Here is a 14,786-nt window from a genome sequence, read left to right on the forward strand (position 1 = left end):
CCCGCGGCGAGCAGGGCGGGAGCGGTCGGCCGCGCCGCCGGATCAGATCGAGGTGCCGACCGGCTCCCCCACGAAGGTCCGCCACAGCTCCGCGTACCGCCCGCCGCGCGCCAGCAGCTCCTCGTGGGTGCCGTCCTCGGCGACCCGGCCGTGGTCCATGACCACCACCCGGTCCGCGCGGGCGGCCGTCGTCAGTCGGTGGGCGACGATCAAGGTGGTGCGCGCGTAAGCGCTCGTCGAGGGGTGGCGGTCGGGCGACGGGTGGGCCGTACGGCGGCCTGCCAGGCGGTCGGTGGCCTGGTTGACCTGGGCTTCCGTGGCCAGGTCCAGCGCGGCCGTCGCCTCGTCGAGGAGGAGGATGTCGGGGTCGACCAGCTCGGCCCGGGCCAGGGCGATCAACTGGCGTTGCCCGGCGGAGAGGTTGCGGCCGCGCTCGGCGACCTCGTGGAGGTAGCCGCCCTCCAGCGTGGCGATCATCTCGTGCGCGCCGACCGCCCGTGCCGCCGCCTCCACCTCGGCGTCGGTGGCGCCGGGACGGCCGTAGGCGATGGCGTCGCGGACGGTGCCGGGGAAGAGGTACGCCTCCTGCGGGACGACGCCCAGCCGATGGCGGTACGAGGTGAGGTCGAGGGAGCGCAGGTCGGTGCCGTCGACCAGCACCCGGCCGGAGGTGGGGTCGTAGAAGCGGGCCACCAGCTTGACCAGGGTCGACTTGCCGGCGCCGGTCTCGCCGACGAAGGCGACGGTCTGGCCGGCGGGGACGCGCAGCTCGATCCCGGTCAGGGCCGCTTCGGGTTCGTCGGCGGAGCCGTACGTGAAGTGCACGTCCTCGAAGGCGATCTCGCCGCGCAGCGAGAGGACTTCGAGCGGCTCGTCGGCGGACTTCGTGGACGTCGGCTCGCGCAGCAGCTCCTGGATGCGGCCCAGGGAGACCGTGGCCTGCTGGTAGCCGTCGAAGACCTGGGAGAGCTGCTGGACGGGGGCGAAGAACAGGTCGATGTAGAGGAGGTACGCCACGAGCGCGCCGGTCGTCAGGGTCGCGTCGTCGATCCGGCCCGCGCCCGCGACCAGCACGGCGGCCGCGGCCACCGACGACAGGAACTGCACGAACGGGAAGTACACCGAGATCAGCCACTGGCCCCTGATCCGCGCCTGACGGTAGCTGTCGCTGCGCTCCGCGAACCGTGAACCGCCGTCCCGCTCGCGCCGGAAGGCCTGCACGATCCGGAGCCCGGCCACCGACTCCTGGAGGTCGGCGTTGACCGACGACACCCGCTCACGGGCGAGTTCGTACGCCTTCACGCTGGCCCGGCGGAAGAAGTACGTGGCGACGATCAGCGGGGGCAGGGTCGCGAAGACGACGAGGGCGAGCTGGACGTCGATCACCAGCAGGGCGACCATGATGCCGAAGAAGGTGACGACCGAGACGAACGCGGTGACCAGGCCGGTCTGGAGGAAGGTCGACAGCGCGTCGACGTCCGTGGTCATCCTCGTCATGATCCGGCCGGTCAACTCCCGCTCGTAGTAGTCGAGTCCGAGCCGCTGGAGCTGGGCGAAGATCTTCAGGCGCAGGGAGTACAGGACGCGCTCGCCGGTACGGCCGGTCATCCGGATCTCGCCGGTCTGCGCCACCCACTGCACGAGCACGGCGAGCAGGGCGAGCAGCGAGGCCGCCCAGACGGCGCCCAACGCCATCCGCGTGACGCCGTCGTCGATGCCGTGCCGGATCATCACCGGGAGGAGAAGACCCATACCGGCGTCCACGGCGACGAGGCCGAGGCTGATCAGGAGCGGGACCCCGAAGCCGCTCAGGAGGCGACGCAGGCCGTACGACTCCTCGGGCGTGACCGCGCGGGACTCGTCGACGTCAGGGGTGTCGGTCGCGGGCGGGAGGGCCTCGACCTGGGCGAGGAGCTCGGGCGTGGCAGGGGTACCGGAGAGCGCGGTGTCCTTCGGCTCGCGGTCACCGGTCCACAGGCGGGGAGTCACCCCGCGCTCGGCGTCGAACTCCGCGTCCAGCTCGTCCCGTACCGAGGTGTCCTCGGGGGGTGCGGCGGCGACGGCGTGGCCCGGCGAGACACCGCCCAGCTCGTCGGGGTCGGTGAGCAGCCGGCGGTACAGCGCCGACCGCTGCTGCAGCTCCTCGTGGGTGCCGAGGTCCGCGAGACGGCCGGCGTCGAGGACGGCGATGCGGTCGGCGAGGTTGAGGGTGGAGCGGCGGTGGGCGATGAGGAGGGTCGTACGGCCCTCCATGACGTGCTTGAGGGCCTCGTGGATCTCGTGCTCGACCCGGGCGTCCACCGCCGAGGTCGCGTCGTCGAGGACCAGCAGGCGCGGGTCGGTGAGCAGCGCGCGGGCGAGCGCGATGCGCTGGCGCTGGCCGCCGGAGAGGGTCAGGCCGTGCTCGCCGACCTTGGTGGCGTAGCCCTCGGGCAGCTCGGCGATGAAACGGTCGGCCTGGGCGGCGCGGGCGGCGGCCTCGATCTCCTCGTCGGTCGCGTCGGGACGGCCGTACGCGATGTTGGCGCGGACGGTGTCGGAGAAGAGGAAGGAGTCCTCGGGGACCAGGCCGATCGCGGCCCTCAGGGAGTCGAGGGTGAGCTCGCGGACGTCGTGGCCGCCGATCAGGACGGCGCCCCGGGTGACGTCGTAGAAGCGGGGCATCAGCAGCGAGATCGTCGACTTGCCGGAGCCGGAGGAGCCGACGACGGCGAGGGTCTCGCCGGGGCGGATCTCGAAGCTGAGGCCGTCGAGGACGGGGTGGTCGGGGTCGTAGCCGAAGGAGACGTCGTCGAACTCGACGGTCGCGGGGGCGTCGGCGGGCAGTTCCTTGGCGCCGTCCCGCATCGAGGGCTCGGTGTCGATCAGCTCCAGGACGCGTTCGGTGCCCGCCCGGGCCTGCTGGGCGACCGTGAGGACCAGGGCGAGCATGCGGACCGGGCCGACGAGCTGCGCGAGGTAGGTGGAGAAGGCGACGAACGTGCCGAGCGTGATGTGCCCGCGCACGGCGAGCCAGCCGCCGAGCGCGAGCATCGCGACCTGGCCGAGGGCCGGGACGGCCTGCAGGGCCGGGGTGTACCTGGAGTTCAGCCGGATGGTGCGCAGGCGGCCCGCGAAGAGCCTCCGCCCGACCTCCCGCAGCTTCCCGGTCTCCTGCTCCTCCTGCCCGAAGCCCTTCACCACGCGGACACCGCTGACGGCCCCGTCGACCACGCCGGCGACGGCGGCGGCCTGGGCCTGCGCGTACCAGGTGGCCGGGTGCAGCTTCGTCCGGCTGCGCTTGGCGATCCACCACAGGGCGGGGGCCACGGCGAGGGCGACGAGCGTGAGCGGCAGCGACAGCCACGCCATGACCACGAGGGAGATCAGGAAGAGGGCGAAGTTCCCGATGGTCATCGGGAGCATGAAGAGCAGCCCCTGGATGAGCTGGAGGTCGCTGGTCGCCCGGCCGACGACCTGCCCGGTCGACAGCTCGTCCTGGCGGCGGCCGTCGAGCCGGGTGATCGTGTCGAACATCGCCGTCCGCAGGTCGTGCTGGACGTCGAGGGCGAGACGGCCGCCGTAGTAGCGGCGGACGTAGGTGAGCACGTAGACGATCAGGGCCGCACCGATCAGCGCGCCCGCCCAGGGGGCCATGGCACGGCTGTGGTCGCCGATCACGTCGTCGATGATCACCTTGGTGATCAGCGGGACGATCGCCATGACGGCCATGCCGGCCAGGGAGGACCCGAGGGCGAGGACGACGTCCGCCGGGTGGCGCCACGCGTACCCCGCGAGCCTGTGCGCCCAGCCTCGCGTTTCCCCCTGTTGCGCTGCCACGCCGGTGCCTTCCGTTCGTCCTGATCTTCCAGAAGGCACCAACGCGGACAGAAGCGGATTTCATCCCTCCGCAACAAAGTGGAGGGCGAGGGGAAGGTCAGACGCGTACCCGGAGGTCATAGAACCGCGTCGTCTGCACCGCGTTCTGGTTGTCGTCGCTCACCAGCAGCACCTTCAGGCGGCCCTTGGTGTGGCCCGTGATCGCCATGCCCTCGATGTTGTCCAGCAGGGGGTTCGGCTGGGGCTGCTTGGCGGTCGCTCCCAGTGACGGGCAGTTCACGAGGTCGGCGAGAAGGGTCTTCTTGATCAGGCGTACGTCGTCCTGTCCGGTCAGCGTGTCGATGCCGCTCGTGTCCGTCGCCCGGCGCGGGTCGGCCAGGTAGAGGCGGACCGTGTTGCCGACGCCGGCGGTGAAGCCGCGCTCCAGGACGAGGAGACGGCCGTCGGGGGTGGCGGTGACCTCCGGGACGCCGAGACCGGCGTCGGTGCGGTAGGCGTACTGGGCGGCCAGGGAGAAGTGGCCGTCCTTGGTCCGCTTCCAGGTCTGGAAGCGGACGATGCCGGCGGTGTCGCCGGACAGCGCGTACTCCATGGACGCCAGCAGGGTGCGGCCGCCGGGCAGGAGGGTCAGCCCCTCGAAGGTGCCGTTGGTGACGGCGCGCCCGGCCGGGGCGACACGGAGGGAGTCCGGGACGGGCAGGCGGTCGAGGATCTTCCCGGCGGGGCTGTACCGGCGTATGGACGGCTCGGTCTCGGAGGTGATCAGCAGGGTGGTGGTGGGGGTCCCCCCGCTCGAGCGAAGCCGAGAGTGGGGGCGGTCGACGACCAGACCCTCGGAGTCGAGGGCGGCGCCGTTCTCGTCGGCGAGCGGGACGACCGCCTTGGGCGCGAGGGTCTTCGCGTCGAGGTCGAAGAGGGCGGAGCGGTCGGAGAGGGCCGCGAGCGAGCCGTCGGCGTCGACGGCGAGGGCGGAGAAGTTGCCGACGAAGGTGCCGCCGTAGGTGGTCTTGTCGAGGACGTCGGAGAAGCCGTTTATGGAGACCGCGGGCGAACAGGCCCCGTTCTGCTGGGCGTTCGCGGGCCCGGCGGCGGAGAGGCAGGTGGCCGCCGCCAGGCCGGCGGTGAGGGTGGCGAGTACGGTTCGCAGGCGCATGGCGGTCACCGTAGGACGGGCGGGTGACGGCCGGTAGGACACGCCGTTAAGGATCCCCCGCCGGACCGGCCCGGTGACTCAGGAGGCCGCGAGGTCCCGGTGGATGACCTTGGCGACGCCCTGGATGGTCGTGATGCCGTAGTTCATCGTGCTGTTGCCGTGGGTGAGGACGGTGATGTGGTAGTCGTGGCCGCCGCCCTTGAAGGTGCCGACGCTGTGCACCCGCCAGCCGTGCGTGGCGCGCGACAGCCAGCCGTTCTTGACGTGCCAGGAGACACCGGCCGGCCTGCCGTACGGGGTCCCCCAGCGCTGGGAGGCGACGACCTGACCCATCAGCTTGAGGACGTAGGAGCGCGAGCCGTCGGTGAGGACCGCGTTCCTGGCGGTGAGCAGCTTGAGCAGCTTCTGCTCGTCGGTGACGGTGATCTGGGTCAGCCCCCAGTAGCCGTTCGCGCCCGGCTTGGTCTGCGTCATCTTGGCGGCGGTGAGGAAGCCCTTGATCTTCGTCATGCCGAGCTGCCTCCACAGGGTGGAGGTGGAGGCGTTGTCCGACTTGGTGATCATGGCCGTGGCGAGGGTCTTCTCACGGCTGGTCAGCGCGCGGTTGTGCTTCTGCGCGTCCCACAGCAGCGCGGCGAGGACGGTGACCTTGACGACGCTGGCCGAGTCGTAGGCGGTGGAGGCGCGCAGGGTGCAGGTGGTGTTGGTGCTGCGGTCGTAGAGGCCTACGGCGATCGTGCCCTTGCGGTTGGCGAGGGCGGCCGTGATGTCCTTCTTCAGCTTGGCCGCCAGACCGGCTTTGGCGGAGGTGCAGCTGACGGTCGGGGTGACGGCCGCGGCGGGGCTCGCGGCGGCCACACCGGTGATGAGGATGCCGGCGGTGAGGCCGGTGGCGAGGAGTCTCCTCGTCCGTCTCGCTCGTCTGGGAGTCCGGTGAGTCATGCCCTGTTGACACACAGGTTCGGGTGAAAGGTTGTACGAGTCGCCGAGGTTCTTGGGCAGGGCCTGGGCAAGGCGTTACCGGGGCCTGTGCCTCTTCACAGCCAGCGGCCAGCTTCGGCACAGCGGCCACCCACAACGGCCGTACAGCATGCGCAGGGTGACATCAGCCACCGATCCCCTCCCCCACACGACCGTGTCCACCGCGTCCACCGCGGCCGGTGCGCGCACTGCGCCGACCGCACCCGCCGCGTCCACCGACTGGCCGCCGCCGGCGACGGCCTCCGCGGCGCCTCCGCCGGACCGGGCCCCGCGCTGGTCGCTCCCCGCGCTGCTCGCGATCCTGGTCCTGGCGGCGGTGCTCTACGGCTGGAACCTCTCCGGCTCGAACCTCAACAGCTTCTACAGCGCGGCCGTGCTGAGCGGCACGCAGAGCTGGAAGGCCTGGTTCTTCGGCTCGTTGGACGCGGGCAACTTCCTGACCGTCGACAAGCCGCCCTTCGCCCTGATGGTGATGGGCCTGTCCTGCCGCCTCCTCGGCTTCGGGACATGGCAGATGATGCTGCCGATGATCCTGGTCGCCCTGGCGACGATCTGGATCCTGCACTCCTCCGTGAAGCGGGTGTGGGGCCACGGCGCGGCGACGGTCGCCGCCCTGGTCCTCGCGCTCACCCCGATCACCGTGGCCATCAACCGGGACAACAACCCCGACACACTGCTGGTGTTCCTGATGGTGGGCGGCGCGGCGCTGGCCCTGCGGGCGGTGTACAACGGCAAGGTGCTGCCGCTGCTCGGCTCGGCGGCCTGCTTCGGCCTCGCCTTCAACACGAAGATGCTCCAGGGGTACATCGCGCTGCCCGCCGTCTTCGCGGTCTACCTGTACGCGGCGAAGCCCAAGCTGGTGAAGCGGATCGTCAACCTGCTCCTCGCGGGCGTGGCGCTGGCGATCAGCAGCTTCTGGTGGGCGGCGGCGGTCTCGCTCGTCCCGGCCGACGACCGCCCCTACATCGGCGGTTCGACCGACGGCAGCGCCTGGAACCTGATCATGGGCTACAACGGCCTCGGCCGGATCTTCGGCGGCGACGGCAACGGCGGTGGCGGCGGGGGCGGAGGCGGCGGCTTCTCCGGGACCGCGGGCATCGGCCGTATGTTCAACGACATCCTCGGCGGCCAGATCTCCTGGCTGATCCCCTTCGCGGGCATCGCCCTGGCCGGCGGCCTCGTCCTGTGCGGCCGCCGAGCGCCGCGCACCGACCTCACCCGCGCCGCGCTGCTGCTGTGGGGCGGCTGGACGCTCCTGCACTACCTGACCTTCGCCCTGGCCGAGGGCACCATGCACCCGTACTACACGACCGCCCTCGCCCCCGGCATCGCGGCGCTGTGCGGAGGCGGCGGTGCGATGCTGCTGCGCGCGTTCCGCACCGACAAGCGATGGGCGTGGGTGCTGCCGCTCGCCCTCGGCGTCACCGCGGTCTGGGCGGTCGTGCTGCTGCGGCGGGCCTCCGGCTGGAACACCTGGCTGTGGCCGGCCGTCGGGGTCGTCATGGCGCTGGCGATCGCCGGGCTGTTCGTCTTCCGCTCCGGTCAGCGGGTGCGGCTGCTGGCCGCCTCCGTGGCGGCGGCGATCGTCGCGGCGGTGGCGGGCCCGGCGGCGTACGCCTGGTCGGTGCCGTCCGGTTCGGGCGGCGGCATGGGCGGTACGAACCCGACGGCCGGTCCCACGACGGGGAACGGCTTCGGGGGTGGCCCCGGCGGCGGGGGCGGCGGCAACCGGGGCGGGTTCCCGGGCGGCGGCCAGCAGGGCGGCCCGGGCAACCAGGCCGGGGGCCAGGCAGACGGGCAGGCCGACGGTCAGGCAGGTGGTCAGGCCGGTGGCTTCCCCGGCGGCAGTGAGGCCGGCGGCGGCCAGACCGCGCCCGGGGGCGGGAACGGCGAGCTGCCGGGCGGCGGCCAGACGGGCGGGGGTACGCCTCCCAACGGGGCTGCCGGTGACGGCGGTACGGCGGCAGGTGGCGGTACGGCACAGGGTGGCGGTGCGGCACAGGGTGGCGGTGCGGCCCAGGGTGGTACCGGAACCAGCGGTGGTCCCGGCGGTGCGGGCGGCTTCGGCGGAGGCGGCGGCATGGGTGGCGGCGCGAGCAGCGAGCTCATCTCGTACCTGAAGGACCACCAGGACGGCGCCAAGTGGCTGCTGGCAGTGTCCAGTTCGCAGAGCGCGGCCCAGCTCATCCTCAGCAGCGGCCGGCCGGTCATCTCCATGTGGGGCTGGTCCGGCAGCGACAAGGCGATGACGCTGGCCAAGCTGAAGGAACTGGTGAAGAAGGGCGAGCTGCACTACATCCAGATCGGTGGCGGCGGTATGGGTGGCCCCGGGGGCGGCTCCACCATCAGCTCCGAGGTGACGGAGTGGGTGCAGAAGAACGGGACGGCGGTGAAGGAGAGCGACTACAACTCGTCGTCGAGCTCGGCTTCCTCTTCCTCTTCCTCTTCCTCTTCAGGCAGTAACTCCACATCCCAGACCAACGAGTCGACGATCTACCGCCTGGACCCGTCGGACGTCAGCTGACGCACACTCCCTCGACGGCGCCCTGCCGACGGCCCAACGGCCCCCGACCCACCGGTCGGGGGCCGTTCTGGTACGTCACCCGGAGGCAACTCGCGTAGACAACGCCCGACTTGCCGCTTTGCGTCACCCAATAGACATGTCAGATTCATTGCCATGGCCGCATGTCCATGTCACTCTCCCGATTGCCGCCTCCCATCAACCCGCGTAGATCGGAACCCCACATGCTGGCGACACGCATACGCCGATGGAAGTCGGTGGCGCTGGCCACCGCTGCCGTCATGGTCGGGCTCACCGCTCCCGCCCTCACCGCGACCCCCGCCGCGGCCACCACGACGGCGTACGACTCGACGTACTACAAGAACGCGGTCGGCAAGACGGGTACGAGCCTGAAGTCGGCCCTGCACACGATCATCAGCCCCCAGACGAAGCTGTCGTACTCGGCGCTCTGGGAGGCCCTGAAGGTCACCGACCAGGACCCGAACAACAGCAGCAACGTCAAGCTCCTCTACTCCGGCATCTCCCGCAGCAAGTCGCTGAACGGCGGCAACAGCGGCAACTGGAACCGTGAGCACGTGTGGGCCCAGTCGCACGGCGACTTCGGCACCTCGGCCGGCCCCGGCACCGACCTGCACCACATCCGCCCCGAGGACGTGACGGTCAACTCCATCCGCGGCAACAAGGACTTCGACAACGGCGGCAGCAGCTTCACCAACTCCGGCGGCAGCCTCACCGACTCCAACTCCTTCGAGCCGCGTGACGCCGTCAAGGGTGACGTGGCCCGCATGATCCTCTACATGGCCGTCCGCTACGAGGGCGACGACGGCTGGCCCAACCTCGAGCCCAACGACCTCGTCACCAACGGCAGCGTCCCCTACCACGGCCGCCTCTCCGTCCTGAAGCAGTGGAACGACGAGGACCCGCCGGACGCCTTCGAGGAGCGCCGCAACCAGGTCATCTACGACACCTACCAGAAGAACCGGAACCCGTTCATCGACCACCCGGAGTGGGTCGAGGCGATCTGGTAGGACACGGCACGGCACCACACGTCAGCACAGGGGCCCTCCCGGAAACTCCCGGGAGGGCCCCTGTGGCGTACGGCCCGTCGGCCCGTCCGGCGCCCCGCCCCCACCCCCACCCCGGCACGTACGCCCTCCCACCCCATCTGGATCATGGAGGCAGGGCCTCGCGCAGCGAACGGGGACACGGGGAAACGGGGAAGAGGGGGAGGAACCAGTGGGCCACTGCCTGGAGATGAGCACCGGTGACATGCGGAGCGTGATACGGCTGCTCACCTCGGTGCAACGGACGCAGGGGCAGGAGCGGATGCTCGGCATCGTGCGGGAGCGGTGCGAGAAGACCGACGCGCGGCTCCGCGAGCAGGGCATCGTCCTGGACGTGCCGGTGAGCCGGGCGTTGGAGGAGCTGATGGAGGGGACCCCCAGCGCCAATCTGTGCCCCTCGTACACGTACGCCTTCCACGAGGTGGTGGCGCCGCACTTCTCCGACACCACCGACCTCGGTGTGTGGTCGCGGCCGTCGTGGTTCTACACGCTGGACGGCGAACTGGCCCGGCACGGCGTGCCGTCGGACCTGCGGCCGGCCTCCTTCATCTTCAGCGGACCGCCCTTGCGGCTGCCGCACCCCGGTGACGCCATGCCGCAGATCGGCGTCCTGCCCGCACAGCGGGCGGGCGCGCTCGCGGAGGCGTACGAGGCCGTACTCGACCGCCTCGCCCCCGAGTTCACGGAGACCGCGGGCCGACTGGCCGAGCTGATGCGGTTCGAGGCGGAGGAGTGGGAGACCACACAGAGGCTGGGCCGCACGGACGACACGATCTTCTTCTGGTTCTGCTGACACCGGTTCTGCGCCACTGTGTGAGGCCCAGTCCGCCATCACCTCGGGCCGAGATCCTTCACCCCAGATGCGTGGGCGCGAACATCCGCAGCACCGCCGGGAGGACGACCACCGACGGCCCCGGCGACCCCAGCGCCTTCGCCAGGTCCGCCTCCAGCGTCTGCGGAGTCGTCTGTACGCCCGGTACCCCGAACGACTCCGCCAGCGCCACATAGTCCGGGCGGGTCAGTTCCGTGGCCGTGGCCTGGCCGAAGGTGTCCGTCATGTACTCGCGGAGGATGCCGTAGCCGCCGTCGTCGACGATGAGCCAGGTGACGTTCAGGTCGTACTGGCGGGCCGTGGCCAGCTCGGCGATCGAGTACATGGCGCCGCCGTCGCCGGACACCGCCAGGACCGGGCGGGTCGGGTCGGCGACCGCCGCGCCCAGGGCCGCGGGGAAGCCGTAGCCGAGACCGCCGGCGCCCTGGGCGGAGTGCATGTGGTTGGGGCCCTTGGCGTCGAAGGCCGACCAGGCCCAGTAGGCCAGGATGGTCATGTCCCAGAAGGACGGGGAGCCGGCGGGGAGCGCCTTGCGGACGGACGCCAGCACGTCCTGTTCCAGGGTGAGTTCCTGGGAGGCGATACGGTCGGTGACCTTCGCGAGCAGCGCGCGGACGCGTTCCGGAGCCTCCGCGTCCTTGCGCTCCTCCACCGTCTCCAGCAGCGCCTGCAACGCCAGCCGCGCATCGGCGTGGATGCCCAGCGCCGGGTGGTTCGACTCCAGCTTGCCGAGGTCGGCCTCGATCTGGATGACCCGGCCTCGCGGTTTGAAGGTGTGGTAGTTCGAGGAGAGTTCGCCGAGGCCCGAGCCGACCACCAGCAGTACGTCGGCGTCCTCCAGGAAGTCCGTCGTGTGGCGGTCCTCGATCCAGGACTGCAGGGACAGCGGATGCTTCCAGGGGAACGCGCCCTTGCCGCCGGGGGTCGTGACGACCGGCGCCTGCAGCATTTCGGCCAGCTGCCTCAGCTTGCCCGACGCGTCCGCCCGTATCACTCCCCCGCCCGCGATGATCGCCGGGCGGGCGGCGCGGGAGAGCAGGTCGGCTGCCACGGCGGTGAGTTCGGGGCGCGGCGGCAGCTCGTCCGGGAAGGCGTCCCCGCCCGTCACCACCGGGATCGAGGTCTGCGCCAGCAGGACGTCCTGCGGGATCTCCACCCACACCGGGCCGTGCGGGGCGGTCAGCGCCGACTTCCAGGCGGCCTCGATCGCGGACGGGATCTGGGACTGCGTGCGGACCGTGTGGACCGACTTCACCACGCCCCGGAAGGAGGCCGCCTGGTCCGGGAGTTCGTGCAGATAGCCGTGGCGGCCGCCGCCCAGTCCGGCCGTCGGGATCTGGCTGCTGATCGCCAGCACCGGCGCGCTGGCCGCCGCCGCCTCTTGCAGAGCGGCCAGTGACGTCAGCGCGCCCGGGCCCGTCGACAGCAGCAGCGGTGCCGCCTCGCCCGTGATGCGGCCGTAGGCGTCCGCCGCGAAGCCCGCGTTGTTCTCCACCCGCAGGCCGATGTACCGCAGGTCGGAGCGGCGCAGGGCGTCGAACATGCCGAGGGCGTGCTGGCCGGGCAGGCCGAAGACCGTCGTCGCGCCGAGCCCGGCCAGGGTCTCCACGACCAGGTCTCCGCCGTTGCGGCCGGCGGGAGGGTTCAGAGCAGCCGAGATCTGCGCCTCCGTCGGGCGGAGCACCAGGTCATGGTCGTGGGTCACTTGCCCTCGATCTCCTTACGGGCCTCGGCGATCTGACGGGACATGATCGTGGTCAGTTCGTACGCCGTGTGGGACGCGGCCACCGACGTGATCTCGGCGTGATCGTACGCGGGGGCGACCTCGACGACGTCCGCCGAGACCAGGTTGCAGGACGCCAGGCCCCGCAGGATCTCCAGCAGTTCGCGGGAGGTCATGCCGCCCGCCTCCGGGGTGCCGGTGCCAGGCGCGTGCGCCGGGTCGAGGCAGTCGATGTCGATGGAGATGTACAGCGGCCGGTCGCCGATGCGCTGGCGGAGCTGGTCGGCGACCTCGTCGGCGCCCCGGCGGTAGATGTCCGCGGAGGTGACGATGCCGAAGCCCATCTTCTCGTCGTCGGTCAGGTCCTGCTTGCCGTAGAGCGGGCCGCGGGTGCCGACGTGGGAGAGCGCGGAGGTGTCGAGGATCCCCTCCTCCACCGCCCGCCGGAACGGCGTGCCGTGCGTGTACTCGGCGCCGAAGTACGTGTCCCAGGTGTCGAGGTGGGCGTCGAAGTGGAGGAGGGCGACCGGGCCGTGCTTCTTCGCGACCGACCGCAGCAGCGGGAGCGCGATGGTGTGGTCGCCGCCGAGGGTCATCAGCCGGGCGCCCGTGCCCAGCAGTTCGTCGGCCGCCGCCTCGACCGTCTCCACGGCCTCGTTGATGTTGAACGGGTTCACCGCGATGTCGCCGCCGTCCGCGACCTGCGCGAGGGCGAAGGGGGAGGCGTCCTGCGCCGGGTTGTACGGCCGCAGCAGCCGGGACGCCTCACGGATCGCGTTGCCGCCGAAGCGGGCGCCCGGCCGGTACGAGACGCCCGAGTCGAACGGCACACCGACGACCGCCACGTCGGCGCGGCCGACCTCGTCGAGGCGGGGCAGCCGGGCGAAGGTCGCGGGGCCGGCGTAGCGCGGGATCCGCGAGGAGTCGACCGGGCCGCGGGGCGTCTCGTTGCTGCTCATGAACTGCCTTCTTTCCTACGCGTCGTCGCGTATGTACTGCTCTGTACTACTGAGTACGACTCTACTGGGGAGCCGGGACAGGGTCGGACACGAGTTCGGGCTCCCGTCCCGCGAGACGGTCGCGCCAGGCGGTGAGGACGGCGGCGTCCGTGGGCGGGGTCGCCAGGGAGACGGCGAGGTAGGCCACCAGGGAGGACAGCAGGCCGTAGTAGACGGGCTCGTTGGCGAGGATGCCGTGGGTGGCCATCAGGACGACGACGGTGAGGCCGCCGACGGCCACCGAGGCGAGGGCGCCCTGGGCGGTGCCCCGCCGCCACAGCAGTCCGCCGAGGATCGGGACGAGGAGGCCGCCGACGAGGAGGTTGTAGGCGACGGTCAGCGCCTCGACGACGTTGTTGAGCGCGATCGCCGTGGCGATCACCGCGAGGCCCATGAGGAGGATGAAGGCGCGGTTGCCCTTCACCTCGTCGTGAGCCTCCTCGGGCCGGTGGGCGATCCCCCGCAGCCGCGACCAGATGTCGTTGTTGGCGACGGTCGCGCAGGCGATCAGCGCGCCGGACGAGGTCGACATCACGGCCGCGAGGGCGGCCGCCAGCACCAAGCCCCGTACGCCGACGGGCAGTTCGTGCTTGACGATCGTCGCGAACGCGTCGTCCGCGGAGGCCAGGTTCGGGTAGAGCACCTTGGCCGCCGTCCCGATGACCGCGCCGGCGAGGGCGTAGGCGAGACAGTACGTCCCCGCGACCGTGCCGCCCCACTGCGCGGTCCGGTCGCTGCGGGCGGTGAAGACGCGCTGCCAGATGTCCTGCCCGATCAGCATGCCGAAGGTGTAGATCAGGACGTACGTGAAGATCGTCTCGCCGCCGATGCCCAGCGGGTCGAAGTACTCGGTGGGGAGCTTCGCCTTCATCTCGCCGAAGCCGCCCGCCTTCACGACGGCGATGGGCAGGAGCAGGAGCAGCACGCCGATCGTCTTCACCACGAACTGCACCATGTCCGTCAGCGTGATCGACCACATGCCGCCGAGCGTCGAGTAGGCGACGACGATCGAGCCGCCGAGGACGATCGCGAGGGTCCGGTTCATGTCGAAGAGGACGTCGAAAATGGTGGCGTACGCGATGGTCGAGGTGACCGCGAGCATGAGCGTGTACGCCCACATGACGACGCCGGAGATGACGCCGGCCCGTCCGCCGTAGCGCAGGTCGAGCATCTCGGAGACGGTGTAGACCTTCAGGCGGGCGATGCGGGCCGAGAAGAAGACCGACAGGGCGAGGAGCCCGAGGCCGATGGTGAAGACCATCCAGGCGCCGGAGAGGCCGTACTGGTAGCCGAGGCCCACGCCGCCGATGGTGGACGCGCCGCCGAGGACGATGGCGGCCATGGTGCCGGAGTACAGGGCGGGCCCGAGGCGGCGGCCCGCGACGAGGAACTCGCTCTTCGACTTGGCGCGGCGCATGCCCCACCAGCCCATGGCCAGCATGCCGGCCAGATAGACGACGATCACGATGTAGTCGACGGCCATGTGGGGCCCTCCTTCACGCACTCTCGGTGGCGTGTCGTGCGGATACGGGGAGACACAGGGGACGGAGTCGGCCGGCAGCGGCTCGCGGGGACATCCGCCCTCCCCACGCTCGAACGCGCTCACGCGGGGGACCCCCGTCGCGGCTGCCGGTCCGGACCGACCCTAGGTGGCCGGAAAGCGACTGCGAAGTGTACGTTTCATCCACTGGAGCC

At 71.2% G+C, this 14,786-nt stretch carries 9 protein-coding genes; 3 read left to right on the forward strand and 6 right to left on the reverse strand.

Going from position 1 to position 14,786, the window contains the following annotated elements; all coding sequences use genetic code 11:
• Window positions 1–42: 42 nt before the first annotated feature.
• From IE263_RS32255 to IE263_RS32265, 3 genes are all read right to left on the reverse strand, one after another.
• Window positions 43–3,819, reverse strand: a complete 3,777-nt coding sequence (locus IE263_RS32255; RefSeq protein WP_189941393.1) for an ABC transporter ATP-binding protein — start codon at window positions 3,817–3,819, stop codon at window positions 43–45.
• 97 nt (window positions 3,820–3,916) lie between these two features.
• On the reverse strand, window positions 3,917–4,972 hold the full coding sequence (locus IE263_RS32260; RefSeq protein ID WP_189941394.1) for an esterase-like activity of phytase family protein: 1,056 nt from the start codon (window positions 4,970–4,972) through the stop codon (window positions 3,917–3,919).
• Window positions 4,973–5,050: 78 nt separating this feature from the next.
• Entirely contained in the window at window positions 5,051–5,914 is an 864-nt protein-coding gene (locus IE263_RS32265; RefSeq protein ID WP_189941395.1) for a serine hydrolase, read from the reverse strand.
• A gap of 157 nt (window positions 5,915–6,071) precedes the next feature.
• Here IE263_RS32265 and IE263_RS32270 point away from each other — a divergent pair, with 157 nt between their 5' ends.
• From IE263_RS32270 to IE263_RS32280, 3 genes are all read left to right on the forward strand, one after another.
• Entirely contained in the window at window positions 6,072–8,477 is a 2,406-nt protein-coding gene (locus IE263_RS32270; protein ID WP_229911290.1) for an ArnT family glycosyltransferase, read from the forward strand.
• A gap of 221 nt (window positions 8,478–8,698) precedes the next feature.
• Entirely contained in the window at window positions 8,699–9,502 is an 804-nt protein-coding gene (locus tag IE263_RS32275) for an endonuclease I family protein (protein WP_189941397.1), read from the forward strand.
• Window positions 9,503–9,710: 208 nt separating this feature from the next.
• The gene (locus tag IE263_RS32280) at window positions 9,711–10,331 is read left to right on the forward strand and encodes a DUF7691 family protein (protein WP_444545104.1); all 621 of its coding nucleotides are present in this window, start codon (window positions 9,711–9,713) and stop codon (window positions 10,329–10,331) included.
• A gap of 58 nt (window positions 10,332–10,389) precedes the next feature.
• Here the strand turns inward: IE263_RS32280 and IE263_RS32285 are convergent, their stop codons facing one another.
• The 3 genes from IE263_RS32285 to IE263_RS32295 all read right to left on the reverse strand — a co-directional run bounded on the left by IE263_RS32285 (window position 10,390) and on the right by IE263_RS32295 (window position 14,574).
• Window positions 10,390–12,075: a thiamine pyrophosphate-binding protein gene (locus tag IE263_RS32285; protein ID WP_189941399.1), complete on the reverse strand. Its 1,686-nt coding sequence runs from the start codon at window positions 12,073–12,075 to the stop codon at window positions 10,390–10,392.
• Window positions 12,072–13,052: an agmatinase gene (gene speB / locus IE263_RS32290; protein WP_189941400.1), complete on the reverse strand. Its 981-nt coding sequence runs from the start codon at window positions 13,050–13,052 to the stop codon at window positions 12,072–12,074. Before speB ends, IE263_RS32285 begins: the two co-directional genes overlap by 4 nt.
• A 61-nt stretch (window positions 13,053–13,113) precedes the next feature.
• A complete protein-coding gene (locus IE263_RS32295; protein WP_189941401.1) occupies window positions 13,114–14,574 on the reverse strand; it encodes a sodium:solute symporter family protein in 1,461 nt (486 codons plus the stop codon).
• Window positions 14,575–14,786 lie beyond the last annotated feature (212 nt).

Origin of the sequence: Streptomyces aurantiogriseus, from assembly GCF_014649375.1 — a bacterium.
Classification (GTDB): Bacteria; Actinomycetota; Actinomycetes; order Streptomycetales; family Streptomycetaceae; genus Streptomyces; species Streptomyces aurantiogriseus.

Coding starts and splice junctions, on each gene's coding strand:
- IE263_RS32260 (WP_189941394.1), bottom strand. CDS start 4,972: ATGCGCCTGCGAACCGTACTCGCCACCCTCACCGCCGGCCTGGCGGCG.
- IE263_RS32265 (WP_189941395.1), bottom strand. CDS start 5,914: ATGACTCACCGGACTCCCAGACGAGCGAGACGGACGAGGAGACTCCTC.
- IE263_RS32275 (WP_189941397.1), top strand. CDS start 8,699: ATGCTGGCGACACGCATACGCCGATGGAAGTCGGTGGCGCTGGCCACC.
- speB (WP_189941400.1), bottom strand. CDS start 13,052: ATGAGCAGCAACGAGACGCCCCGCGGCCCGGTCGACTCCTCGCGGATC.
- IE263_RS32295 (WP_189941401.1), bottom strand. CDS start 14,574: ATGGCCGTCGACTACATCGTGATCGTCGTCTATCTGGCCGGCATGCTG.